General features: G+C 58.0%; 19 protein-coding genes, 1 pseudogene and 1 riboswitch. Of the genes and pseudogenes, 12 read left to right on the forward strand and 8 right to left on the reverse strand.

All coding sequences use genetic code 11. The features are described 5' to 3' along the window. Nucleotides 1-17 precede the first annotated feature (17 nt). Both glnE and hldE read left to right on the forward strand, forming a co-directional pair. A complete protein-coding gene (gene glnE / locus IEX01_RS10920; protein WP_188723841.1) occupies nt 18-2,855 on the forward strand; it encodes a bifunctional [glutamate--ammonia ligase]-adenylyl-L-tyrosine phosphorylase/[glutamate--ammonia-ligase] adenylyltransferase in 2,838 nt (945 codons plus the stop codon). Between the two features lie 67 nt (nt 2,856-2,922). Further along, on the forward strand, nt 2,923-4,350 hold the full coding sequence (hldE, locus tag IEX01_RS10925; protein ID WP_024555589.1) for a bifunctional D-glycero-beta-D-manno-heptose-7-phosphate kinase/D-glycero-beta-D-manno-heptose 1-phosphate adenylyltransferase HldE: 1,428 nt from the start codon (nt 2,923-2,925) through the stop codon (nt 4,348-4,350). 46 nt (nt 4,351-4,396) lie between these two features. Here the strand turns inward: hldE and ubiK are convergent, their stop codons facing one another. Beyond that, a complete protein-coding gene (gene ubiK / locus IEX01_RS10930) occupies nt 4,397-4,762 on the reverse strand; it encodes a ubiquinone biosynthesis accessory factor UbiK (protein ID WP_024555588.1) in 366 nt (121 codons plus the stop codon). A gap of 123 nt (nt 4,763-4,885) precedes the next feature. Next, nucleotides 4,886-5,088, forward strand: a riboswitch (FMN riboswitch). Nucleotides 5,089-5,197: 109 nt separating this feature from the next. Here ubiK and ribB point away from each other — a divergent pair. After that, nucleotides 5,198-5,851 (forward strand): 3,4-dihydroxy-2-butanone-4-phosphate synthase, encoded by a 654-nt coding sequence (gene ribB / locus IEX01_RS10935; protein WP_024555587.1) that lies wholly within the window; start codon nt 5,198-5,200, stop codon nt 5,849-5,851. Nucleotides 5,852-5,898: 47 nt separating this feature from the next. Here the strand turns inward: ribB and zupT are convergent, their stop codons facing one another. Then, on the reverse strand, nt 5,899-6,678 hold the full coding sequence (gene zupT / locus IEX01_RS10940) for a zinc transporter ZupT (protein WP_024555586.1): 780 nt from the start codon (nt 6,676-6,678) through the stop codon (nt 5,899-5,901). A 196-nt stretch (nt 6,679-6,874) separates the two neighbouring features. On the opposite strand from zupT, the gene ygiD reads away from it, so the two are divergent. Beyond that, nucleotides 6,875-7,663, forward strand: a complete 789-nt coding sequence (ygiD, locus tag IEX01_RS10945; protein WP_024555585.1) for a 4,5-DOPA-extradiol-dioxygenase — start codon at nt 6,875-6,877, stop codon at nt 7,661-7,663. Between the two features lie 30 nt (nt 7,664-7,693). Here ygiD and IEX01_RS10950 read toward each other — a convergent pair whose 3' ends face one another. The 3 genes from IEX01_RS10950 to tolC form a co-directional block, all read right to left on the reverse strand. Beyond that, on the reverse strand, nt 7,694-8,854 hold the full coding sequence (locus tag IEX01_RS10950) for a glutathionylspermidine synthase family protein (protein WP_188723842.1): 1,161 nt from the start codon (nt 8,852-8,854) through the stop codon (nt 7,694-7,696). Nucleotides 8,855-8,859: 5 nt separating this feature from the next. Beyond that, nucleotides 8,860-9,540, reverse strand: a complete 681-nt coding sequence (locus IEX01_RS10955; RefSeq protein ID WP_024555583.1) for a DUF1190 family protein — start codon at nt 9,538-9,540, stop codon at nt 8,860-8,862. Nucleotides 9,541-9,697: 157 nt separating this feature from the next. Continuing rightward, the gene (gene tolC, locus IEX01_RS10960) at nt 9,698-11,218 is read right to left on the reverse strand and encodes an outer membrane channel protein TolC (protein ID WP_188723843.1); all 1,521 of its coding nucleotides are present in this window, start codon (nt 11,216-11,218) and stop codon (nt 9,698-9,700) included. A gap of 210 nt (nt 11,219-11,428) precedes the next feature. Here tolC and nudF point away from each other — a divergent pair, with 210 nt between their 5' ends. The 5 genes from nudF to parE are packed head-to-tail and all read left to right on the forward strand — an operon-like array spanning nt 11,429 to nt 15,848. Continuing rightward, a complete protein-coding gene (gene nudF, locus IEX01_RS10965; protein ID WP_024561670.1) occupies nt 11,429-12,061 on the forward strand; it encodes an ADP-ribose diphosphatase in 633 nt (210 codons plus the stop codon). Between the two features lie 2 nt (nt 12,062-12,063). Continuing rightward, nucleotides 12,064-12,486 (forward strand): DUF1249 family protein, encoded by a 423-nt coding sequence (locus IEX01_RS10970; RefSeq protein WP_024555580.1) that lies wholly within the window; start codon nt 12,064-12,066, stop codon nt 12,484-12,486. Between the two features lie 24 nt (nt 12,487-12,510). Continuing rightward, the gene (cpdA, locus tag IEX01_RS10975; protein ID WP_188723844.1) at nt 12,511-13,338 is read left to right on the forward strand and encodes a 3',5'-cyclic-AMP phosphodiesterase; all 828 of its coding nucleotides are present in this window, start codon (nt 12,511-12,513) and stop codon (nt 13,336-13,338) included. Further along, a complete protein-coding gene (gene yqiA, locus IEX01_RS10980; RefSeq protein ID WP_024555578.1) occupies nt 13,338-13,913 on the forward strand; it encodes an esterase YqiA in 576 nt (191 codons plus the stop codon). Before cpdA ends, yqiA begins: the two co-directional genes overlap by 1 nt. A gap of 42 nt (nt 13,914-13,955) precedes the next feature. Continuing rightward, nucleotides 13,956-15,848, forward strand: a complete 1,893-nt coding sequence (gene parE / locus IEX01_RS10985; protein WP_188723845.1) for a DNA topoisomerase IV subunit B — start codon at nt 13,956-13,958, stop codon at nt 15,846-15,848. Between the two features lie 87 nt (nt 15,849-15,935). Here parE and IEX01_RS10990 read toward each other — a convergent pair whose 3' ends face one another. Continuing rightward, nucleotides 15,936-16,253, reverse strand: a complete 318-nt coding sequence (locus IEX01_RS10990; protein WP_048887937.1) for a putative quinol monooxygenase — start codon at nt 16,251-16,253, stop codon at nt 15,936-15,938. A gap of 31 nt (nt 16,254-16,284) precedes the next feature. Beyond that, entirely contained in the window at nt 16,285-16,866 is a 582-nt protein-coding gene (locus IEX01_RS10995) for an NAD(P)H-dependent oxidoreductase (protein WP_024561059.1), read from the reverse strand. 354 nt (nt 16,867-17,220) lie between these two features. Between IEX01_RS10995 and parC the strand changes: the two genes are divergently transcribed. The 3 genes from parC to ftsP all read left to right on the forward strand — a co-directional run bounded on the left by parC (nt 17,221) and on the right by ftsP (nt 22,044). Further along, nucleotides 17,221-19,491 carry a DNA topoisomerase IV subunit A gene (gene parC / locus IEX01_RS11000; protein ID WP_024561058.1) on the forward strand — a complete coding sequence of 757 codons (2,271 nt, stop codon included), beginning with the start codon at nt 17,221-17,223 and terminating at the stop codon, nt 19,489-19,491. Nucleotides 19,492-19,813: 322 nt separating this feature from the next. Next, nucleotides 19,814-20,551: a 1-acylglycerol-3-phosphate O-acyltransferase gene (locus tag IEX01_RS11005; protein WP_024555573.1), complete on the forward strand. Its 738-nt coding sequence runs from the start codon at nt 19,814-19,816 to the stop codon at nt 20,549-20,551. Nucleotides 20,552-20,631: 80 nt separating this feature from the next. Further along, the gene (ftsP, locus tag IEX01_RS11010) at nt 20,632-22,044 is read left to right on the forward strand and encodes a cell division protein FtsP (protein ID WP_024555572.1); all 1,413 of its coding nucleotides are present in this window, start codon (nt 20,632-20,634) and stop codon (nt 22,042-22,044) included. Nucleotides 22,045-22,282: 238 nt separating this feature from the next. Here the strand turns inward: ftsP and IEX01_RS11015 are convergent. Continuing rightward, nucleotides 22,283-22,664, reverse strand: a pseudogene (locus tag IEX01_RS11015) (DUF559 domain-containing protein). Nucleotides 22,665-22,712 lie beyond the last annotated feature (48 nt).

Here is a 22,712-nt window from a genome sequence, read left to right on the forward strand (position 1 = left end):
CCGCAGGGATAATCACCATGACGCCGCTCTCTTCTGTTTTGCAACAGCACTGGCAAACCGTAACGGAGCGGCTTCCCGCCGCCCTCGACGGCGCCGCTTTTAACGACGACATCCGCGCGGTGTTGACCTTCAGCGACTTTGTTCGCGAGGCAGTCAGCGCGCATCCGGAGTGGTTAAGCGAACTTCAGCAGTCGCCGCCGCAGGCGCAGGAGTGGCGGCACTATCCCGCCTGGCTGCAGGACGCTTTACAGGATGTGAGCGATGAAGCGGCGCTGATGCGCGCGCTGCGTCTGTTTCGTCGTCGCATCATGGTGCGCATCGCCTGGGCGCAGACGCTTTCAACCCTTTCTACCGAAGAGACGCTGCAGCAGCTCAGCCAGCTTGCCGAAACGCTGATCGTCGCGGCGCGGGACTGGCTGTACGCCGCCTGTTGCAAAGAGTGGGGAACGCCGTGCAACGCGCAGGGCGTGCCGCAGCCGCTGATGATTCTGGGCATGGGCAAGCTTGGCGGCGGCGAACTCAACTTCTCATCCGATATCGATTTGATCTTCGCCTGGCCGGAAAACGGCGTGACGCAGGGCGGGCGACGCGAGCTGGATAACGCGCAGTTCTTCACGCGTCTCGGCCAGCGGCTTATCAAGGTGCTTGACCAGCCCACCCAGGACGGCTTTGTCTACCGGGTGGATATGCGCCTGCGCCCCTTCGGCGACAGCGGTCCGCTGGTGCTGAGCTTCGCCGCGCTGGAAGATTACTACCAGGAGCAGGGGCGCGACTGGGAGCGCTACGCGATGGTGAAAGCCCGTATCATGGGCGATAACGACGACGCCTGGAGCCAGGAGCTGCGCGCGATGCTGCGCCCGTTCGTGTTCCGTCGCTATATCGACTTCAGCGTGATCCAGTCGCTGCGCAACATGAAGAGCATGATCGCCCGGGAGGTGCGTCGCCGTGGACTGACCGATAATATCAAGCTCGGTGCGGGCGGCATTCGCGAAACCGAGTTTATCGTGCAGGTGTTTCAGTTGATTCGCGGCGGACGGGAGCCTGCTTTGCAGTCGCGTTCGTTGCTGCCGACGCTTGCGGCCATCGAACAGCTTCACCTGCTGCCGGAAGGGGATGCCGCGCGACTGCGCGAATCCTACCTCTTTTTACGCCGGCTCGAGAACCTGCTGCAAAGCATCAACGACGAGCAAACCCAGACGCTGCCCGTTGATGAACTCAACCGCGCCCGGCTCGCCTGGGCGATGGGAGTGGCGGAGTGGCAGAGCATGCACGCGGTGCTGGATGAGCATATGGCGGCGGTGCGGCGCGTCTTTAACGAGCTTATCGGCGACGATGAGCCGGAGGCGGAAGAGGACAAGCTAAACGAAGGCTGGCGCGAGCTGTGGCACGACGCGATCGACGCCGACGACGCCACCCCGGTGCTCGGTCATCTTGGCGCAGAGTGCCGGGCGCAGGTGCTTTCTCTGCTGACCGATTTTCGCCGTGAAATTGACAAACGCACCATCGGCCCGCGTGGGCGTCAGGTGCTTGACCAGCTGATGCCGCGCCTGCTGAGTGAGGTGTGCGCCAGCAATAACGCGGCGGTGCCGCTTTCGCGCCTGACGCCGCTGCTCTCCGGCATCGTCACCCGCACCACTTATCTGGAGCTATTAACCGAGTTTCCCGGCGCGCTGAAGCATCTGATTCGCCTGTGCGCCGCCTCGCCGATGGTGGCAGGCCAGCTGGCGCGTTATCCGCTGCTGCTGGACGAGCTGCTCGACCCGAACACGCTCTATCAGCCGACCGCGATGAACGCCTATCGCGACGAGCTGCGTCAATACTTGCTGCGCGTGCCGGACGATGATGAAGAGCAACAGCTGGAGGCGCTGCGCCAGTTCAAGCAGGCGCAACTGCTGCGCGTAGCGGCAGCGGACATCGCCGGTACGCTGCCGGTCATGAAAGTAAGCGATCACTTGACCTGGCTGGCGGAAGCGATTATCGACGCTGTGGTGCAGCAAGCCTGGGGGCATATGGTGGCGCGTTACGGCCAGCCGACGCATTTGCGCGAGCGGGAAGGCCGCGGTTTCGCCGTTGTCGGCTACGGCAAGCTCGGCGGCTGGGAGCTTGGCTACAGCTCTGACCTGGATTTAGTTTTCCTCCACGATTGCCCGGTGGAAGTGATGACCGACGGCCCGCGGGAAATCGACGGCCGTCAGTTTTACCTGCGCCTCGCGCAGCGCATCATGCATCTTTTCAGCACCCGCACATCGTCAGGGATTTTGTACGAGGTGGATGCCCGTCTGCGCCCCTCCGGCGTGGCGGGAATGCTGGTGACGACGACCGAGGCCTTTGCGGATTATCAACAAAACGAAGCCTGGACGTGGGAACACCAGGCGCTGGTGCGCGCTCGCATCGTCTACGGCGAACCGCAGCTCAAAGCTCGCTTTGACGACATCCGCCATCAGATCCTCTCAACCTCGCGGGAAGGCGAAACGCTGCAAACCGAAGTGCGCGAGATGCGTGAGAAAATGCGTGCCCACCTTGGTAATAAGCATCGCGATCGCTTCGATATCAAGGCGGATGAAGGCGGTATCACCGATATCGAATTCATCACACAGTATCTGGTGCTGCGCTATGCTGCGCAAAAGCCGAAGCTGACGCGCTGGTCTGATAATGTCCGTATTCTTGAGCTGCTGGCGCAAAACGACATTATGGAAGAAGGGGAAGCGAAGGCGTTAACTCACGCTTACGTCCTGCTTCGCGACGAGCTGCATCATCTGGCGCTGCAGGAGTTGCCAGGCCATGTTGAGCGGGAGGCGTTCAGCGCCGAGCGCGAGCAGGTGCGCGAAAGCTGGCGGCGCTGGCTGCTGCCTTAACCGTGCGATTGGGCGTAATTATGCTATCATCGCGCGCAAATTTTGGTGTCTCTCAGGAGAGTCAGGAATGAAAGTAACGCTGCCCGAATTCGAGCGCGCAGGCGTCATGGTGGTGGGCGATGTGATGCTGGACCGCTACTGGTATGGCCCCACCAGCCGCATTTCGCCGGAGGCCCCGGTGCCGGTGGTGAAAGTCGATACTATCGAAGAGCGCCCGGGTGGCGCGGCGAACGTGGCGATGAACATCGCCTCCCTCGGCGCAAACTCCCGCCTTGTGGGCCTCACCGGCATTGACGACGCGGCGCGTGCGCTGAGCCAGACGCTGGCGGGCGTGAACGTCAAATGCGACTTCGTCTCGGTGCCGACGCACCCGACCATTACCAAACTGCGCGTGCTCTCCCGCAACCAGCAGTTAATCCGCCTCGATTTTGAAGAGGGTTTTGAGGGCGTGGACCCGGAGCCGCTGCACGAGCGCATCAACCAGGCGCTGCCGCACATCGGCGCGCTGGTGCTCTCCGATTACGCTAAAGGCGCGCTCGCCAGCGTTCAGCAGATGATTACGCTTGCGCGCAACGCGGGCGTGCCGGTGCTTATCGACCCGAAAGGCACTGAGTTTGAGCGCTATCGCGGTGCCACGCTGCTTACCCCGAACCTCTCCGAGTTTGAAGCGGTAGTGGGCAAATGTAAGAACGAGCAGGAGATTGTTGAGCGCGGCATGAAGCTGATTGCCGATTACGATCTCTGCGCGCTGCTGGTGACCCGCTCCGAACAGGGCATGACGCTGCTGCAGCCGGGCAAAGCGCCGTTCCACCTGCCGACGCAGGCGCAGGAAGTTTATGACGTGACCGGCGCGGGCGACACCGTCATCGGCGTGCTGGCGGCGACGCTTGCCGCCGGTAACACGCTGGAAGAGTCTTGCTATTTCGCCAACGCGGCGGCGGGCGTGGTGGTCGGCAAGCTCGGCACCTCGACCGTTTCGCCCATTGAACTGGAAAACGCGGTGCGCGGACGTTCAGAAACCGGTTTTGGCGTGATGACCGAGCAGGGGCTGAAAGAGGCGGTGCTGGCGGCGCGCAAGCGCGGCGAGAAAGTGGTGATGACCAATGGCGTGTTCGACATTCTGCACGCAGGCCACGTCTCTTATCTGGCCAACGCGCGCAAGCTGGGCGACCGCCTGATTGTCGCGGTAAATAGCGATGCTTCAACGAAACGCCTGAAAGGCGAAACCCGTCCGGTTAACCCGCTCGAGCAGCGCATGATTGTGCTGGGCGCGCTGGAAGCGGTGGACTGGGTAGTCTCGTTTGAAGAAGACACGCCGCAGCGTCTGATAGGCGAGATCCTGCCGGATCTGCTGGTAAAAGGCGGCGACTATAAGCCGGAGGATATCGCAGGCAGCAAAGAAGTGTGGGCCAACGGCGGCGAAGTGCTGGTGCTCAACTTTGAAGATGGTTGCTCCACCACCAACATCATCAAGAAAATCCAGAAAAACAGCTAGGTTTGTTGCAAAAGCCCCTGCCTGAGCGGGGGCTGAGCGGCGACGGTTAGTCCTGCTTGTCGATATTATCAACAGGCGGAATCGCCGGCGGCGGCGTTACCGGTTCTGCGGTAACGGGCGTTGCAGAAGCAGGCGTAGCGGTTGCGGCGGGAGTCGCGGCAGTCGCGCTGGCGCCACGGCTTTCCAGCTCGGTCAGGCGCTGCTCCAGGGCGGTCAGCTTTTCACGGGTGCGCAATAGCACCTGCGTCTGCACATCAAATTCCTCACGGCTTACCAGGTCAAGGCGCGACAGCTGGGATTGCAGAACCTGGCGGATCTTCTTCTCGACATCTTCCCCGAACTCGCGGATCCCTTTTGGCATCGATTCATGGACCTGACGGGCGATCTGTTCAATTTTCTTCGGGTCAATCATAGCGGTTTCCCTGATCTTCAACGGTGTGAACTCTAATTGTAATGCCTGATCCGAAGGGGATAAACCGGAAATGTTTGAATCGAATACATTGCCGACAATAATCATTGGCGTTATAGTTAACCCGCTTATTCTCAGGGCGGGGCGAAATTCCCCACCGGCGGTAAATCAGTTTTTCTGTCCATACTCTTTTTCGCGTTGCGGCAAAGCGGCGTGAAAGACGAAGGACAAACTGAAAGCCCGCGAGCGCTTCAGATTATCTCTGAAGGTCAGCAGATCCGGTGAAATTCCGGGGCCGACGGTTAAAGTCCGGATGGGAGAGAGTAACGATCAAGCGACGTCAATCCGTCCGCTCACGTTATTTTTTTGGCCGCTTTTCGGCACTCCTAAGACCGCCCTGGTTCTGGTAATCCATAATTTTAATGAGGTTTTTTTACCATGAATCAGACGCTTCTTTCCTCTTTTGGCACTTCGTTCGAACGCGTGGAAAACGCGCTGGCTGCGCTGCGCGAAGGTCGCGGCGTGATGGTGCTTGACGATGAAGATCGTGAAAATGAAGGCGACATGATTTTCGCCGCCGAAACCATGACCGTTGAACAGATGGCGCTGACCATTCGTCACGGCAGCGGCATTGTCTGCCTTTGCCTGACTGACGAACGCCGCCAGCAGCTCGACCTGCCGATGATGGTGGAAAATAACACCAGCGCTTACGGCACCGGCTTTACGGTGACGATTGAAGCGGCGCGCGGTGTGACAACCGGCGTTTCCGCAGCCGACCGCATCACCACGATCCGCGCGGCGATTGCCGATGACGCTAAGCCGTCCGACCTCAACCGTCCGGGCCACGTTTTCCCGCTGCGCGCGCAGCCGGGCGGCGTACTGACCCGCGGCGGCCACACCGAAGCGACTATCGATCTGGTTACGCTGGCGGGCTTTAAACCGGCGGGCGTGCTGTGCGAACTGACTAACGACGACGGCTCAATGGCGCGTGCGCCAGAGTGCATTGAATTCGCGAAGCAGCACAATATGGCTGTCGTCACCATTGAAGATCTGGTGGCTTACCGCCAGGCGCATGCGCGTAAAGCCAGCTAAGGCATAGCGCGAACAGAAAAAAGCCCGGTCGCTACCGGGCTTTTTTGTTAGCCGATGCCGCTGGTTTGCAACAGCGTCAGGCTGAACCCCATCACTGACATGCCGCACAGCACGCCATAGCTCGGGTTGTTGTGCGGGTCTATCTCTTTGGCGAGCGGCATTAGCTCATCCACCGACAGTGCCACCATAATCCCCGCGACCGCCGCCATGATGGAAGCCATTACGACGGGCGAAACCATCGATCCCAAAATAAGCCACGCCAGCACGCCGCCGACGATTTCCGCAAGACCGGAAACGCCCGCCCAGAGCACCGCTTTGCGTTTAGAGCCCGTTGCGGCGTAAACCGGCCCGGCCACCGCCAGCCCTTCGGGAATGTTGTGCAGCGCGACGGCGAGCGCAATGCCGAAACCCAGCTCCAGGTTATTGCTGGCGGTAACGAACGTCGCTACGCCCTCCGGAAAGTTATGCAGGCTGATGCCAAGCGTCAGCAGCAGGGCGGTGCGCCGCAGGTTGCGCACGCCGTGCGCTTCGCCGTGGCCTTTATCCAGCAAATCCTGCGGGTGCGCGTGCGGCAGCATCCGGTCCAGCGCGAAGTAGCCAAGCAGGCCAATAATAAACATGCCATAGCCCAGCACTGGCGACATTCCCTCTTCATGCAGCGCGGCGGGCAGCATTTCCATCAGCGAAATAAGCAGCATAATGCCCGCCGCAAAGCCGAGTGAGAAAGCCAACAGGCGGTTAGACGGCCGCTGGCCGAGCACCCCTAAAAAGGCGCCGATAAACGTGGCGCCGCCCGCCAGCAACGTCAGGATCAGAGGCACAGACATTGAACGCTCCTTATGATAATGATTCTCATTAATGTAAAGGGCCGAGTGATAAAGGTCGAGTAACCGCAGGGGCTTTTACACATTCCTTACATTCAAAATTTCTGATGATGATCATCACGCTTATCTGAGTTCTTCCCGCCAGCAAACAGCGTAAGGTTAACGCAACAAAACGCTCAATCTTGTTAAGGATATCATCATGACTTCCTCCCGCATGCCCGCACTGTTTCTCGGCCACGGCAGCCCCATGAACGTGCTGGAAGACAACCACTATACCCGGACCTGGCGCGGTCTGGGTGAAACGCTGCCGCGTCCAAAGGCGATTGTCGTGGTTTCCGCTCACTGGTATACGCGCGGTACGGGCGTGACGGCGATGGAGCAGCCGCAAACTATCCACGATTTCGGCGGTTTTCCACAGGCGCTTTATGACACGCATTATCCCGCTCCCGGCTCGCCTGAGCTGGCGCAGCGCGTGGCGGATCTGCTTGCGCCGACGCCCGTGACGCTCGACCGCGAAGCCTGGGGATTCGACCATGGCTCCTGGGGCGTGCTGATTAAGATGTACCCCGATGCCGACATTCCCATGGTGCAACTGAGTATAGACAGCACCAAACCTCCCGTCTGGCATTACGAGCAGGGGCGTAAGCTTGCGAAGCTGCGTGATGAAGGCATTATGCTGGTGGCGAGCGGCAACGTGGTGCATAACCTGCGCACGGCGCGCTGGCATGGCGAAAGCACCCCTTATCCGTGGGCGGAATCGTTCAATAACTTTGTTAAACAAAACCTGCGCTGGCGGGGCGAGGCGCAGTCGCACCCGCTGGTAAACTACCTTGAGCATGAAGGCGGCAGCTTGTCTAACCCTACGCCGGAACATTTCCTGCCGCTGCTTTATGTGCTTGGCGCCTGGAATGGCGAAGAGCCGCTAAGCGTGCCGCTGGAAGGGATGGAGATGGGATCGATAAGCATGCTTTCGGTGCAGGTGGGTTAAAAATAACGGCGCATGTTTCGCGCCGTTTTTTTATTCCACAAAGATATGCGGATAAAAGCGCGAGAGATCCTGCGTAATCAATTCGCGATCTTCGCGTATCCCAATGCCCGCCGCCTGGTCGTTAATCAGCCAGCTGCCGATAAGCGTATAGCTTTCGCCAAACTTCGGCAGCGGATGGAACTGCTGGACGATCATTCCTTCTTCGCCGTAAGGCCCTTCCACTTTAGCGATCGGCTGGCCATTTTCCACGATAGAAACATTAGCGCCTTCGCGAGAGAAAATGGGCTTCATAACATATTTCGCCAGTTCCGGATGAGCGTCTTCGGCGAAGTAAGCGGGAAGCAGATTGGGGTGATTGGGGAACATCTCCCAGAGCATCGGCAACAGCGCCTTGTTAGAGATAATGCTCTTCCATGCGGGCTCCAGCCAGCGCACGCCTGCATCTTCAAGCTTGGTGGAGAACATTTCACGCAGCATATGCTCCCACGGATAGAGCTTGAACAGATTGCCGATAACCTGATCCTGAAGATCGGTAAACTGACCTTTTTCGCCAAGGCCGATGTCTTCAATAAACAGGAACTCGCTCGGCAATTGCGCTTCAGCAGCGCAATCCTGCAGGTACTGCACCGTGCCGCGGTCTTCTACCGTGTCGCGGCAACAGGCAAAATGCAGCAGGTTAAAGCCATGCTGTTCTTTAAGCTCGGCAAAGCGCGCAATCAGTTTTTCCTGCAGACTGTTGAACTGATCGCTGCCAGCAGGGAGCTTGCCGGCATTGAGCTGATCTTCAAGCCAGATCCACTGAAAAAAAGCGGCTTCATACAAGGAAGTCGGCGTATCGGCGTTATTTTCCAGAAGCTTTGGGTCACCCACGCCGTCCCAGGCGAGATCGAGACGCGAATAGAGCGAAGGCTGCTGCGTGCGCCATGACTGGCGAACAAATTCCCAGGTATGTTTCGGAATGCGAAATTTGGCCATCAGCGTATCGCTGGCGACCACTTTTTCCACCACCTGCAAACACATCTGATGCAGCTCTTCGGTAACCGCTTCAAGGCGTTCAACCTGCGCCAGCGTCAGTTTGTAATAAGCCTCTTCACACCAGTACGGCTCGCCGTACATGGTGTGAAAGTTGAAACCGTATTCGGTCGCTTTATCGCGCCAGTCCGGGCGCTCGCTGATAGCAATTCTTTCCATTGCGTTTAACCACCCATTGAACGGGAGCCGGTGCCCATCGCGCTGCGCTGCATGGCGCTTTGTTTCGCCACGGTTTCGCCAAATCCGCCACGGGTTATGGTGGTTGTGGTAGCCGGTTTCGGCGTCATTGCGGTTTTAGGCACCGTTGCGGTACGGCCCGGCTGCGCGGCGCCGTAGCTCTTGCCGCTGGCGTCAGTATACTGGCCGTAAGCAGGGCTTGCCGGGTTGCGCGAACTGAAGAGCGGCTGTTGCGCGAAGCCCATGCCGCCGCCCATCAGACGGCCCATCATGTAGCCTGCCATCAGCGGCATCCAGAAGCTGCCGCTGCTTTGCGCCTGCGCCTGGTTTTCCGTCGAGCCGCTGCCCGCGACGCCTGCCTGAGCGGGCGCCTGCTGGCACTGGCCTTCGCCAAACTCCGCCACGCAATCTTCGCGGGTAGCGTACTTCGGCGCGGTGCGTTCGGCTTCCTTCAGCGCATTGTTGTAGGCGGCGGTACACTCGGCGCTTTTGCCTGGGTTCGCCTGCGAGCAATCATCCGCGTTTTGAAACATCTGCACGGTTTCATCGCTTTTCTCGCAACCGGCAAGCATGAAGACCGCCGTGACCGCGAAGGCCACAGGGGTGAGGTGACGCGCGTTCCAGCTTTTGCGGAACGTGGCGTGATTAATCTGTTTTGTCCGTTTCATTACTTTCTTCCTGGCCCCAAAGATATTGCACAGTTATGGTGCTCAGGATAGTGGATGAGTGGTTGAAATTAAAGCAGAGGGCCGCAAGGGCAGGGGATCTTTACGTTGCCTTACGTAAAGGCGTGATGCGCCAGCGCGCATCACGCCTGAAGCGCGATTACTGACGGAACGGGTTCGCGCCAGAGCGGCGGGATTGCGCGGCTGGCTGTACCGAAGCGGCAGGCTGCGCTGCCGGCATCGTGGCATCGTTACCGGCGGCGTTAGCGTTAGCCGTGAAGCTATCTACGGCCGCGTCCTGTTGCGGATTCTCCGGCGCTACGCTTTCCGGCGACGTCGGGATTGGCTTGCCAAGCGTCGTGTTCAGCGCAACCAGATCCTGCTCGTTCAGCGTACCGAGCGCAGCTTTAATATTAAGCTGGTTAATCAGGTAGTTATAGCGCGCGCTGGAAAGCTGCTGTTTCGCGTTATAGAGCGTGGTGGTGGCATCCAGCACGTCGACGATGGTACGCGTACCCACGGCGTAACCCGCTTCAGAGGCGTCCAGAGAACTTTGCGCGGACACCACGGCCTGCTCGTAAGCTTTAATGCTGCTGATGGAGGCGTTGACGTTGTTCCAGGAGGAACGCACGGTCTGAATTACGCTGCGGTGCGCGCTTTCTAACTGCTCGCTGGCGCTCACGAAGTTGTACTGCGCTTGTTTGACCTGCGAGGTGACCGAGCCGCCGCTGTAGATAGGCAGATTGAAGCTCAGGCCGACGGAGTTCTGACCGATATTGCGATCGGCATAACTTGAGCTGCTGAGGCTATTGCCGCGTGTCGCGCTGCCGCTGTAAGAGGTGTCGGAAATGCTGCTGGAGGCGGTTAAGCCCAGCGTCGGCAGGTGGCCAGATTCCGCATAGCGGATCTGTTCACGCGCCAGATCCTGGCTCAGACGCGCCTGCAGCAGGGACAGGTTGCGGTTTTCCGCTTCCTTCAGCAGCGCATTGACGTTGTCCGGCTTGTTGGTTTTAAAGCTGTCGATGTTCAGCGAAGCGAGCTGCGGATAGTAGTTGCCGCTCACCTGGCGCAGCTGTTCTACTGCGTTATCAAGGTTGTTGCGCGCGGTGACTTCGTTCGCCAGCACGGTGTCGTACTGCGAGCGGGCGTTCTGCACGTCGGTGATGGCCACCAGGCCTACGTTAAAGCGCTGGGTGGTCTGATCCAACTGGCGGTAGACCGCCTGTTTTTGCGCTTCCGTGTAAGAAAGGGCGTCAATGGCGCTCAGTACGTTAAAATAGGCGGTAGCGGTATTGAGGATCAGCGTCTGCTGGTCCGTCTGATAAGTGACGTCCTGAACGCCGGCGGTTTTTTCCTGCAGCGTCAGCGCGCGCCATCTCGACATATCGAAAATGGTCTGGGTCAGCTGCAATGAGCCGCTGGTGACGTTGGAGTCAATGCCGTCGTTGTCGCGAAAACCGTTATTGTAGGTGTAATCGGCGCCCAGACCTAACTGCGGCAGCAAAGGGCTGCGTGCTTCGTTAATTTTTTCGAATGCGGCGTCACGGTTAGCAGCGGATCGACGTAAATCCGGGTTACTTAATCGTGCCTGCTGATAAACCTGTAACAGGTTTTCTGCCTGGCTCATGGCGCTGAAACCCGTCAGGCTCAGACCGATAAGGATGGGGAGCAGTTTCTTCATTTGCATTCCTTGTTGTGAAGCAAAAATATTGTTAGCGCTGACAGAAGTCGAAAAATGATCGCCGATTCTAACAGAGTCAGCCCGCCGTGCGGCTTGGCGTAACGTGCCTTCTGCCTTTAAATTTCATCAATCTATCACATACCCGCACAGGCAGCAGGTAAACTGGCTTGAAATTACCAGATTCGCCACTATAAAGGAGTGGAAAACGTCATGAGTAAACCCACCAAATCAGCCGTTACGTTCGCCAAAAACGATGTAGAAATTATTGCACGAGAAACGCTCTATCGCGGCTTTTTTTCACTTGATCTTTACCGCTTCCGTCATCGCCTTTTCAACGGCGAAATGAGTGGCGAAATTAAGCGTGAAATTTTTGAGCGCGGCCATGCCGCAGTCCTGCTACCCTTTGACCCGGTGCGTGACGAGGTGGTGTTGATCGAACAGATCCGCATCGCCGCGTATGATACGAGCGAAACACCGTGGCTGCTGGAGCTGGTGGCTGGCATGATAGAGCCTGGCGAAAGCGTCGAAGAGGTAGCCCGCCGCGAAGCGGTGGAAGAGGCGGGGCTCTCCGTCGGCCGGGTGAAAAAGTTCATGAGTTATCTGGCAAGCCCCGGGGGCACCAGCGAGCGCCTTTCCTTACTGGTAGGCGAAGTGGACGCCACGACCGCGAAAGGGATTCACGGTCTGGCTGATGAAAACGAAGATATTCGGGTTCATGTGGTAAGTCGGGAGCAGGCATACCTTTGGGTTGAAGAGGGGAAAATCGATAACGCAGCCTCGGTCATCGCTTTGCAATGGCTGCAATTACATCATGAAGCATTGAGACAAGAGTGGAACACCTGAAAATGAAGCGCTATACGCCTGACTTTCCTGAAATGATGCGCCTGTGCGAAACCAACTTCGCTCAGCTGCGCCGCCTGCTGCCTCGCAACGACGCGGTGGGCGAAACCGTGAGCTATCAGGTCAATAGCGCGCAATACCGATTAACTATCCTGGAATCTACCCGTTACACTACGCTCGTGGAAATCGAGCAAACGGCCCCGAAGGTAAGCTACTGGAGCCTGCCTTCCATGTCCGTGCGTCTTTATCATGACGCCATGGTGGCGGAAGTGTGTTCAAGCCAGCAGATATTTCGTTTTAAAGCGCGTTATGATTATCCGAATAAAAAGTTGCATCAGCGCGATGAAAAGCATCAAATTAACCAGTTTCTTGCTGACTGGTTGCGCTATTGTTTAGCGCATGGAGCGATGGCGATTCCGGTTTGTTAGCGTCGTGAAACCTAAGGACACCATTTGGAAAGCCTGTTAAACCTTCCTGTTGCTGGTGGGGCCAGCGTCAGGATCTTGCAAATAACCGATACCCACCTGTTCGCCGGAAAAGACGAAACGCTGCTCGGCATAAAAACCTGGGAGAGCTATCAGGCGGTACTGGCGGCTATCCATGAACAGCAGCGTCAATGCGACCTTATCGTCGCGACCGGCGACCTGGCGCAGGATCATTCGCCCGAGGCCTATCAGCATTTCGCTTCAGGCATCTCGTCGATTTCTGCGCCCTGCGTCTGGCTGCCCGGCAACCACGACTTTCAGCCCGCCATGTATAGCGCGCTGCAGGAAGCGGGGATTTCTCCGGCAAAGCGGGTAATGGTGGGCGAGCAGTGGCAGATAGTGCTGCTCGATACTCAGGTGTTCGGCGTCCCTCATGGTGAACTTAGCGAGTATCAACTGGAATGGCTGGAGCGTAAGCTTGGCGAATGCCCCGAGCGCCATACGCTGCTGCTGTTGCATCATCATCCCTTACCCGCAGGCTGCAGCTGGCTCGATCAGCATAGCCTGCGCAATGCGGCTGCGCTTGATGACGTGCTGAGCCGTTTTCCGCGGGTGAAAAACCTGCTGTGCGGCCATATTCACCAGGAGCTGGATCTCGACTGGAACGGTCGCCGTATTTTAGCCACGCCGTCTACCTGCGTGCAGTTTAAGCCCCATTGCGCTAATTTTACGCTTGATACTATCGCGCCCGGTTGGCGCTGGCTGGAACTGCATCCGGACGGCACGCTGACGACGGAAGTCTGCCGTCTGGCAGGCGCGCAGTTTCGCCCCGATATCGCTTCCGAAGGCTACTGATGCCGACGCTTCTCTATTTGCACGGCTTTAACAGCTCGCCGCGCTCCGCCAAGGCCACCAGTCTGCAAGGCTGGCTTAAGCAAACGCACCCGGAGATCGAGATGATTGTGCCGCAGCTGCCCGCCTACCCGGCAGAAGCGGCGGAGCTGCTTGAGTCGCTGGTCATGGAGCATGGCGGGGATGAGCTTGGCGTTGTCGGTTCTTCTCTTGGCGGTTATTACGCCACCTGGCTTTCGCAATGTTTTATGCTGCCTGCTGTCGTGGTGAATCCGGCGGTGCGTCCTTACGAATTGCTGATAGATTTTCTGGGCGCCAATGAGAACCCCTACACCGGGCAGCAATATGTGCTAGAGTCTCGCCATATTTACGATCTTAAAGTCATGCAGATAGACCCGCTGGAAGCGCCGGATCTTATCTGGTTGCTACAGCAAACAGGCGACGAAGTGCTGGATTATCGCCAGGCGGTGGCCTATTACGCCTCCTGCCGTCAGACTGTGGAGACCGGCGGTAACCACGCTTTTGTAGGCTTCGAAGATTATTTCACCCAGATTATCGATTTTCTCGGGCTGCGCTAAGCCTGAAAGATCGGTACCGTTTTGTTATCTGACGATTAAATCATGACGCAATCCTATAATGCCGATGCCATCGAGGTACTCACCGGGCTTGAGCCGGTTCGCCGCCGTCCGGGGATGTACACCGATACCACCCGTCCCAACCATCTGGGTCAGGAAGTAATTGATAACAGCGTGGATGAAGCGCTGGCGGGACACGCGAAGCGCGTGGACGTTATCCTGCACGCTGACCAGTCGCTCGAGGTGATCGACGACGGGCGCGGCATGCCGGTGGATATCCACCCCGAAGAGGGCGTTCCTGCCGTTGAGCTGATCCTCTGCCGTCTGCACGCCGGCGGTAAATTCTCTAACAAGAACTACCAGTTCTCCGGCGGCCTGCACGGCGTTGGGATCTCGGTGGTAAACGCCCTCTCCACGCGGGTTGAAGTTAACGTGCGCCGCGACGGCCAGATTTACAACATCGCTTTCGCCAATGGCGAAAAGGTTAAAGAGCTGAGCGTGGTCGGCACCTGCGGCAAGCGCAACACCGGCACCAGCGTCCATTTCTGGCCGGATGAAAAATTCTTCGACAGCCCGCGCTTTTCCGTTTCGCGCCTCACGCATTTGCTGAAAGCGAAGGCGGTGCTCTGCCCGGGCGTAGAAATCACTTTTAAAGACGAAGTGAATAAGACGGAGCAGCGCTGGTGTTATCAGGATGGCCTGAACGACTACCTCACCGAGGCGGTAAATGGCCTGATTACGCTGCCGGAAAAACCGTTTATCGGTAATTTCTCGGGCGATACTGAGGCGGTGGACTGGGCGCTGCTCTGGCTGCCGGAAGGCGGCGAACTGCTGACGGAAAGCTACGTTAACCTTATTCCTACCATGCAGGGCGGCACGCATGTGAACGGCCTGCGCCAGGGGTTGCTGGACGCGATGCGCGAGTTTTGCGAATACCGCAATATCCTCCCGCGCGGCGTGAAGCTTTCCGCTGAGGATATTTGGGAGCGCTGCGCCTATGTGCTTTCGGTGAAAATGCAGGATCCGCAGTTCGCCGGGCAGACCAAAGAGCGCCTCTCGTCGCGCCAGTGCGCGGCGTTTGTCTCAGGCGTGGTGAAAGACGCTTTCTCGCTGTGGCTGAACCAGAACGTTCAGGCGGCGGAGATGCTGGCGGAGATGGCTATCTCCAGCGCCCAGCGCCGCATGCGCGCCGCCAAAAAAGTGGTGCGTAAAAAGCTCACCAGCGGCCCGGCGCTGCCTGGCAAGCTTGCGGACTGTACCGCGCAGGATCTGGCGCGCACCGAGCTCTTCCTGGTGGAAGGGGACTCGGCAGGCGGCTCCGCCAAGCAGGCGCGCGACCGCGAATATCAGGCGATCATGCCCCTTAAGGGCAAGATCCTGAACACCTGGGAAGTCTCTTCCGATGAGGTGCTGGCGTCGCAGGAGGTGCATGATATCTCTGTGGCTATCGGCATCGATCCGGACAGCGACGATTTGTCCCAGCTGCGCTATGGCAAAATTTGCATTCTCGCGGATGCGGATTCCGACGGTTTACACATCGCCACGCTGCTTTGCGCGCTGTTTGTGAAACATTTCCGTTCGCTGGTGAAAGGCGGGCATGTTTATGTCGCCATGCCGCCGCTTTACCGTATCGACCTCGGTAAAGAGGTCTATTACGCGCTGGATGAAGAAGAGAAGGCGGGCGTGCTGGAGCAGCTTAAGCGCAAGAAGGGCAAACCGAACGTGCAGCGCTTTAAGGGGCTTGGCGAGATGAACCCGATGCAGTTGCGTGAAACCACGCTTGACCCGAACACCCGCCGCCTCGTGCAACTGACCATCAGCGATGATGACGATGCGCGTACGCTTGCGGTGATGGATATGCTGCTGGCCAAGAAGCGCTCTGAAGATCGTCGCAACTGGCTGCAGGAGAAGGGCGACCTCGCGGATATCGAGGTATAACATTTCCGCCGTTGCCTTACGCAGGCACGCTCGCGGGTAATAAAAAAGGCGATGACTCTCATCGCCTTTCTTTTTTAGCAATAACGCTTATTTCACGCCTTCTTCCAGGATACGGATGTGAGTATCGAGCACATCGCTCTTTACCGCCTCGCTCCAGGCTTTCATGTGAGGCGTTTGCAGGTGCGCCTGTAAATGCTGCACGCTTTCCCATTTTTCCAGCATGACGATGGAATCTGGCGCGCTGGTCTGGAAATCGACCCCAGCGGCATGATCGATAAGCGGCGCATAGCCGTGACAACCTTCTTCCGCCAGCACCGTCGGAATGATTTTCCGAAAGGCGTCCAGCACCGCCTGGCGATGATGCGAGCCGGGACGGGTTCGAATTTCTGCAATCACTGTCAGCATGGTTAACTCCTTTTGTAAAACCGCCTTTCAGTTAAGCAAAAATTTTCGCCAGATGCTCGCGATATTCTGCAACATAGCGCGGCACGTCCGGCATTTTAATCACGTCGTTGGCGATAAAGGTCGGCAGGCCGCTCAGGCCGATAAACTCGTTGGCCTTGTGGAACGGCAGGTAAACGCCATCCACGCCTACGCCGTGGAAGAACTGCGCTTCGTCGTTGAAGGCTTCCAGCGGCGCGTTCCAGGTCAGCGACAGCATATATTTTTTGCCCTGCAGCAGGCCGCCGGAACCATACTTTTTGGACGCGTCGGAACGGGTGCGGCCATCGCTTGCATACAGCGAACCGTGACCTTCGGTAAACACATCATCAATGTACTTTTTAACGGTCCACGGCGCGCCCATCCACCAGCCCGGCATCTGATAAATAATCACATCGGCCCAGAGGTATTTCTGCACTTCCGCTTTCACATCGTAATCGCTGTCGGCGCGGGTGACCTGAACATCATGTCCGGCGTCGCGCAGAAAGCCTTCCGCGACCTCGGTCAGGGTGTCGTTAAGCTGACCATTGGAATGGGCGAATTTTTTCGCGCCATTGATGATAAGTACGTTGCTCATTATTTATCCTCTAACTATTACGTTTGGCATTAATTTTACCGCACCAGACGATGCGGCAGAATTAGCAAATTGAGCAAAGACTTTTGCCAAAACAGCAATAATTAAGCAAAAAGAGGGGCTTGCCTGATAAGTTTGTCCAATAAGCAAACCGGTAAAAGGGCTATAATAATGCCAGTCATGCTGACAGCGAGGCCTGTCATGCAAGCCCCTGCCTTGCAGGCAGAAAAAGCCTGATCGTATATACAATACTGTGACAGTAAGCCCCTGGATAAGGTACTATCGCGAGCAAAGATCTGCCCGGCGGGCAGGCATTGACGCGTGTAAAGCCACACCACGGTCTGAGGAAAAGAATTAATGAGTGATATTACTCACGACGGTGCAGAGCGCCTGGCGCTGCATGAGTTTACCGAAAACGCCTATCTCAACTACTCCATGTACGTCATCATGGACCGCGCGCTGCCGTTTATCGGCGACGGGCTTAAGCCTGTTCAGCGCCGTATTGTCTATGCGATGTCGGAACTGGGGCTGAACGCCAGCGCGAAATTCAAAAAGTCGGCGCGCACCGTGGGCGACGTATTGGGTAAATATCACCCGCATGGCGACAGCGCCTGTTATGAAGCGATGGTGCTGATGGCGCAGCCGTTCTCCTATCGTTACCCGCTGGTAGACGGGCAGGGCAACTGGGGCGCGCCGGACGATCCGAAATCCTTTGCGGCGATGCGTTATACTGAATCGCGTTTGTCGAAGTATGCCGAAGTGCTGCTGGGCGAGTTAGGCCAGGGGACGGTAGAGTGGATCCCGAACTTTGACGGTACGCTGCAGGAGCCGAAAATGCTGCCGGCGCGCCTGCCGAACATTCTGCTGAACGGCACTACCGGCATTGCGGTGGGCATGGCGACCGACATTCCGCCGCACAACCTGCGTGAAGTGGCGAAAGCGGCCATCAGCCTGATTGAGCACCCGAAGAGCACGCTCGAAAACCTGCTCGACATCGTGCAGGGGCCGGATTACCCGACCGAGGCGGAAATTATCACGCCGCGTGATGAGATTCGTAAAATTTACCAGAGCGGCCGTGGCTCCGTGCGCATGCGCGCCGTGTGGAAGAAAGAAGATGGCGCGGTGGTGATTAGCGCGCTGCCGCACCAGGTTTCCGGCGCGCGCGTGCTGGAGCAAATCGCAAGCCAGATGCGCGCTAAAAAGCTGCCGATGGTGGACGACCTGCGCGATGAGTCCGACCACGAAAACCCGACCCGTCTGGTGATTGTGCCGCGCTCCAACCGTGTGGATATGGAGCAGGTGATGAACCACCTCTTCGCCACCACCGATCTGGAAAAAAGCTACCGCATCAACCTGAACATGATTGGCCTCGACGGTCGCCCGGCGGTGAAAAACCTGCTGGAGATCCTCACCGAATGGCTGGCTTTCCGCCGCGATACGGTGCGCCGTCGTCTTAACTATCGTCTGGAGAAAGTCCTCAAGCGCCTGCATATCCTCGAAGGTTTGCTGGTGGCGTTTCTCAATATCGACGAAGTGATTCACATCATCCGCAGCGAAGATGAGCCGAAGCCGGTGCTGGTCAGCCGTTTCGGCATCAGCGAAACGCAGGCGGAAGCGATTCTGGAGCTTAAGCTGCGTCATCTCGCGAAGCTGGAAGAGATGAAAATTCGCGGCGAGCAGAGCGATCTTGAAAAAGAGCGCGACCAGATTCAGGGCATTCTCGCTTCTGAGCGCAAGATGAACACCCTGCTGAAAAAAGAGATCCAGGCGGATGCCGACGCTTACGGCGACGATCGCCGTTCGCCGCTGCACGAGCGCGAAGAGGCGAAGGCGATGAGCGAGCACGATATGCTGCCTTCTGAGCCAGTGACCATCGTGCTTTCGCAGATGGGCTGGGTTCGCAGCGCCAAAGGACACGACATCGATGCGCAGGGGCTTAGCTATAAAGCGGGCGACAGCTGGAAAGCGTCCGCCAAAGGCAAGAGCAACCAGCCTGTTGTGTTCGTTGATTCAACCGGGCGCAGCTATGCGCTTGACCCGATCACGCTGCCTTCCGCACGTGGTCAGGGGGAGCCTGTCACCGGCAAGCTAACGCTGCCGCCGGGCGCTGTCGTCGAACATATGCTGATGGCGCCGGAGGAGCAGAAGCTGCTGATGGCTTCCGACGCGGGCTACGGCTTCGTCTGCACCTTCAACGACCTGATAGCGCGCAACCGCGTGGGTAAAGCGCTTATCACGCTGCCTGAGAACGCCAGCGTGCTGCCGCCGCTGGAGATTACTCATGACGACGATATGCTGCTCGCCATTACTCAGGCGGGACGCATGCTGATGTTCCCGGTAGCGGATCTGCCGCAGCTCTCGAAAGGCAAGGGCAACAAGATTATCTCTATCCCGTCTGCTGAGGCGGCGAAGGGCGACGATAAGCTCGCTTATCTCAACATTCTCCCGCCGCAGAGCACCGTGACGCTGCATGTCGGCAAACGTAAGATCAAACTGCGTCCGGAAGAGTTGCAAAAAGTGCATGGCGAGCGCGGACGTCGCGGTACGCTGATGCGCGGCCTGCAGCGCATCGACCGCGTGGAGATTGACTCTCCGGCGCGCCCGACGGTAGGCAGCAGCGAAGAATAATCCGGACGCGTCAAAAGCGTGCGGGTTAGCGCCTGCGCCGCCATAAAAGGTGACGGGCGACAGCGAAGGCCCGGTGTTGACCGGGTTCCTCTCCCCGCCGGGGAGAGGATTCGGGTAACGGCCTGCGCTTAGCCTGCTCCTGAACTGGCGTTCTCCCGTCAGCGTTGCGTAAACTTTTCCCATCGAACCCATTGTTTGTTAGCGCGTTGCGCATAAAAATAACTGTTTTGGGATCCTCAACGTGATGGGCCGACAGCGGCGCCCGATCATGCCCCGAACGATTCGGGTATACTGACCGGCGGCTGCGGCTTCAGAGGTATTTATGCTATTTATTGTTCGTCTGACTATTGTTGTGCTTTATTGCATTGTGGTGTGCATCCTCGGTTCCATCTGGTGCCTTTTCAGCCCACGTAATCCCCGACATGTTGCAACTTTCGGTCACCTGTTTGGTCGGCTGGCGCCCGTTTTTGGTCTGAAGGTGGAAACCCGCAAGCCGGAAGGCGCAGAGAAATATGGCAACGCCATTTATATTGGCAACCATCAGAACAACTACGACATGGTGACGGCGTCGAATATTGTTCAGCCTCCCACCGTTACCGTCGGTAAAAAGAGCCTTGTCTGGATCCCCTTCTTCGGTCAGCTTTACTGGCTTACCGGCAATATCCTCATCGATCGCGACAACCGCGCTAAAGCTCATACCACTATTGCCACTGTGGTTTCGCAAATCCGCAAGCGCAATATCTCCGTCTGGATGTTTCCTGAAGGCACGCGCAGCCGCGGTCGCGGACTGCTGCCTTTTAAAACCGGCGCGTTCCACGCCGCTATCGCCGCAGGCGTGCCGATTGTGCCGGTATGCGTCTCCAACACCAGCAATAAAATTAATCTTAACCGTTGGGATAACGGTCTGGTGATTGTCGAAATGCTGCCGCCTATCGATACCCGCAACTGGGGTAAAGAACAGGTTCGCGACCTGGCCGCGCACTGCCGCCAGGTCATGGAAGCGAAAATTGACGAATTGAATAAAGAAGTCGCCGAGCGCGAAGCCGCGGATAAGCGATAATCCGCACCTGTAGCGGGGCCAGGCGGCCCCTTCCGGCTGGCATGTTGCGCCAGTCGTTAGTCCTTATTCATGGAGCAAGTATGTCACTCAGCCGGCGTCAATTTATTCAGGCATCGGGTATGGCCCTCTGCGCAGGCGCGGTGCCGCTAAAGGCCAGCGCGGCGGGTCAGCAGCCAGCGCTGCCTGTGCCTCCGCTGCTGGAATCCCGTCGCGGTCAGCCGCTCTTTTTAACCCTGCAACGCGCGCACTGGTCTTTTGCAACCGGCACCCGCGCGCAGGTATGGGGCTTTAACGGACGCTATATGGGGCCGACCATTCGCGTCTGGAGCGGCGATGACGTCAAAATGATTTACAGCAACCGTCTGCAGGAAAACGTCGCCATGACGATAAGCGGGCTTCAGGTGCCAGGGCCGCTGATTGGCGGCGCGGCGCGGATGATGAGCCCGAACGCCGACTGGGCGCCGGTGCTGCCCATCCGCCAGTCCGCCGCCACGCTCTGGTATCACGCTGATACGCCAAACCGCAGCGCCCAGCAGGTCTATAACGGACTGGCGGGCATGTGGCTTGTGGAAGACGACGTCAGTAAATCGCTGCCCGTGCCGAACCATTACGGCGTTGACGACTTTCCCGTCATCATTCAGGACAAACGGCTGGATAACTTCGGCTCGCCGGAGTATAGCGAGCCGGGGAGCGGCGGCTTTCTTGGCGATACGCTGCTGGTCAACGGCGCGCAAAGCCCTTATGTGGAAGTCTCCCGCGGCTGGGTGCGCCTGCGTCTGCTGAACGCGTCGAACGCCCGTCGCTACCAGCTGCAGATGAGCGATGGCCGACCGCTGCACGTGATTGCAGGCGACCAGGGCTTCCTGCCCGCGCCGGTGTCGGTAAAACAGCTTTCGCTGGCACCAGGCGAGCGGCGAGAAGTGCTGGTGGACATGACGAATGGCGATGAAGTCTCCATTACCTGCGGCGAAGCGGCTTCCATCGTGGATCGCATTCGCGGCTTCTTTGAACCTTCACGCATCCTTATCTCCACGCTGGTGCTGACGCTGCGCCCAACCGGGCTGCTGCCGCTGGTAACCGACAATCTGCCGATGCGCCTGCTGCCGGATGAAATCATCAACGGCAGCCCGGTGAATAACCGCACCATTAACCTGGGCGACGACCCAGGCATTAATGGTCAGCTCTGGGATATGAAGCGTATCGACGCGCAGGCGCAACAGGGTACCTGGGAGCGCTGGACGGTGCGGGCGGATATGCCGCAGTCTTTCCATATCGAAGGGGTAAGTTTCCTGGTGCGTAACGTTAACGGTGCGGCGCCTTTCCCGGAAGATCGCGGCTGGAAGGACACGGTATGGGTGGATGGGCAGGTAGAACTGCTGGTCTGGTTCGGCCAGCCCTCCTGGAGCCATTTCCCGTTCCTCTACCGCAGCCAGACGCTGGAGATGGCCGATCGCGGTTCGGTAGGGCAGTTGCTGGTCAACCCGTCGCCTTAACGGCGAACAGAGAAAAGGCCGCTGTGAAGCAGCCTTTTTTATGCGTAGCGTTTGCCCCTCACCCTCTCTCCGGCGGGGTGAGGGAACCGGTCAGTGCAGAGATAGATGGCTTTTCGGTTGTTATTTCATGAAGCGTCTTAAACGACCTGGCTGAAGCGCCCCTCACCCCACGGAGAGAGGGAGTCGGCCCGCATGGATGGACTCTTTTGCCGGAAAAAGAGGCCAACCCGTGCAGGCGTCATTGGTTTTCCCCCTCTCCCTTCCAGGGAGAGGGCCGGGGTGAGGGTAAAAGATGTTCAAGCTCCGCCAGTAAAGTCAGCAAAACTCTTTCCTGATTATTTAATCGTTCATTATTCCAAAAGCGTAACACCGTCCAACCGTGAGCCTGCAACCATGCCGTACGCCTCGCGTCGTATGCCCGATGCTCTGCCTGCTGACCGCCATCCAACTCAACAGCCAGCTTTGCCTGGCAACAGGCAAAATCAAGAATGCAAAGGCCGACGGATGCTGGCAAATTTATGCGCTGCAAAGTGGCGGTCGCGTAAGAGGCGCCATAAGAGGCGTTCCTGGGCAGTTAACTGCCGCCTGAGCTGGCGGGCATGAGTGGGGGCGTATCGCATCGCTCCACTCTGCCAGCCGTAAACGGAGCTGTCAGCGCGGAGCGATAA

Source organism: Franconibacter daqui (assembly GCF_014644275.1).
In the GTDB taxonomy this organism is placed as follows: domain Bacteria; phylum Pseudomonadota; class Gammaproteobacteria; order Enterobacterales; family Enterobacteriaceae; genus Franconibacter; species Franconibacter pulveris.

What these genes read in the sequence shown, in the direction of transcription:
- glnE (WP_188723841.1), top strand. Translation starts at nt 18, where the DNA reads ATGACGCCGCTCTCTTCTGTTTTGCAACAGCACTGGCAAACCGTAACG.
- hldE (WP_024555589.1), top strand. Translation starts at nt 2,923, where the DNA reads ATGAAAGTAACGCTGCCCGAATTCGAGCGCGCAGGCGTCATGGTGGTG.
- ubiK (WP_024555588.1), bottom strand. Translation starts at nt 4,762, where the DNA reads ATGATTGACCCGAAGAAAATTGAACAGATCGCCCGTCAGGTCCATGAA.
- ribB (WP_024555587.1), top strand. Translation starts at nt 5,198, where the DNA reads ATGAATCAGACGCTTCTTTCCTCTTTTGGCACTTCGTTCGAACGCGTG.
- zupT (WP_024555586.1), bottom strand. Translation starts at nt 6,678, where the DNA reads ATGTCTGTGCCTCTGATCCTGACGTTGCTGGCGGGCGGCGCCACGTTT.
- ygiD (WP_024555585.1), top strand. Translation starts at nt 6,875, where the DNA reads ATGACTTCCTCCCGCATGCCCGCACTGTTTCTCGGCCACGGCAGCCCC.
- IEX01_RS10950 (WP_188723842.1), bottom strand. Translation starts at nt 8,854, where the DNA reads ATGGAAAGAATTGCTATCAGCGAGCGCCCGGACTGGCGCGATAAAGCG.
- IEX01_RS10955 (WP_024555583.1), bottom strand. Translation starts at nt 9,540, where the DNA reads ATGAAACGGACAAAACAGATTAATCACGCCACGTTCCGCAAAAGCTGG.
- tolC (WP_188723843.1), bottom strand. Translation starts at nt 11,218, where the DNA reads ATGAAGAAACTGCTCCCCATCCTTATCGGTCTGAGCCTGACGGGTTTC.
- nudF (WP_024561670.1), top strand. Translation starts at nt 11,429, where the DNA reads ATGAGTAAACCCACCAAATCAGCCGTTACGTTCGCCAAAAACGATGTA.
- IEX01_RS10970 (WP_024555580.1), top strand. Translation starts at nt 12,064, where the DNA reads ATGAAGCGCTATACGCCTGACTTTCCTGAAATGATGCGCCTGTGCGAA.
- yqiA (WP_024555578.1), top strand. Translation starts at nt 13,338, where the DNA reads ATGCCGACGCTTCTCTATTTGCACGGCTTTAACAGCTCGCCGCGCTCC.
- parE (WP_188723845.1), top strand. Translation starts at nt 13,956, where the DNA reads ATGACGCAATCCTATAATGCCGATGCCATCGAGGTACTCACCGGGCTT.
- IEX01_RS10990 (WP_048887937.1), bottom strand. Translation starts at nt 16,253, where the DNA reads ATGCTGACAGTGATTGCAGAAATTCGAACCCGTCCCGGCTCGCATCAT.
- IEX01_RS10995 (WP_024561059.1), bottom strand. Translation starts at nt 16,866, where the DNA reads ATGAGCAACGTACTTATCATCAATGGCGCGAAAAAATTCGCCCATTCC.
- parC (WP_024561058.1), top strand. Translation starts at nt 17,221, where the DNA reads ATGAGTGATATTACTCACGACGGTGCAGAGCGCCTGGCGCTGCATGAG.
- IEX01_RS11005 (WP_024555573.1), top strand. Translation starts at nt 19,814, where the DNA reads ATGCTATTTATTGTTCGTCTGACTATTGTTGTGCTTTATTGCATTGTG.
- ftsP (WP_024555572.1), top strand. Translation starts at nt 20,632, where the DNA reads ATGTCACTCAGCCGGCGTCAATTTATTCAGGCATCGGGTATGGCCCTC.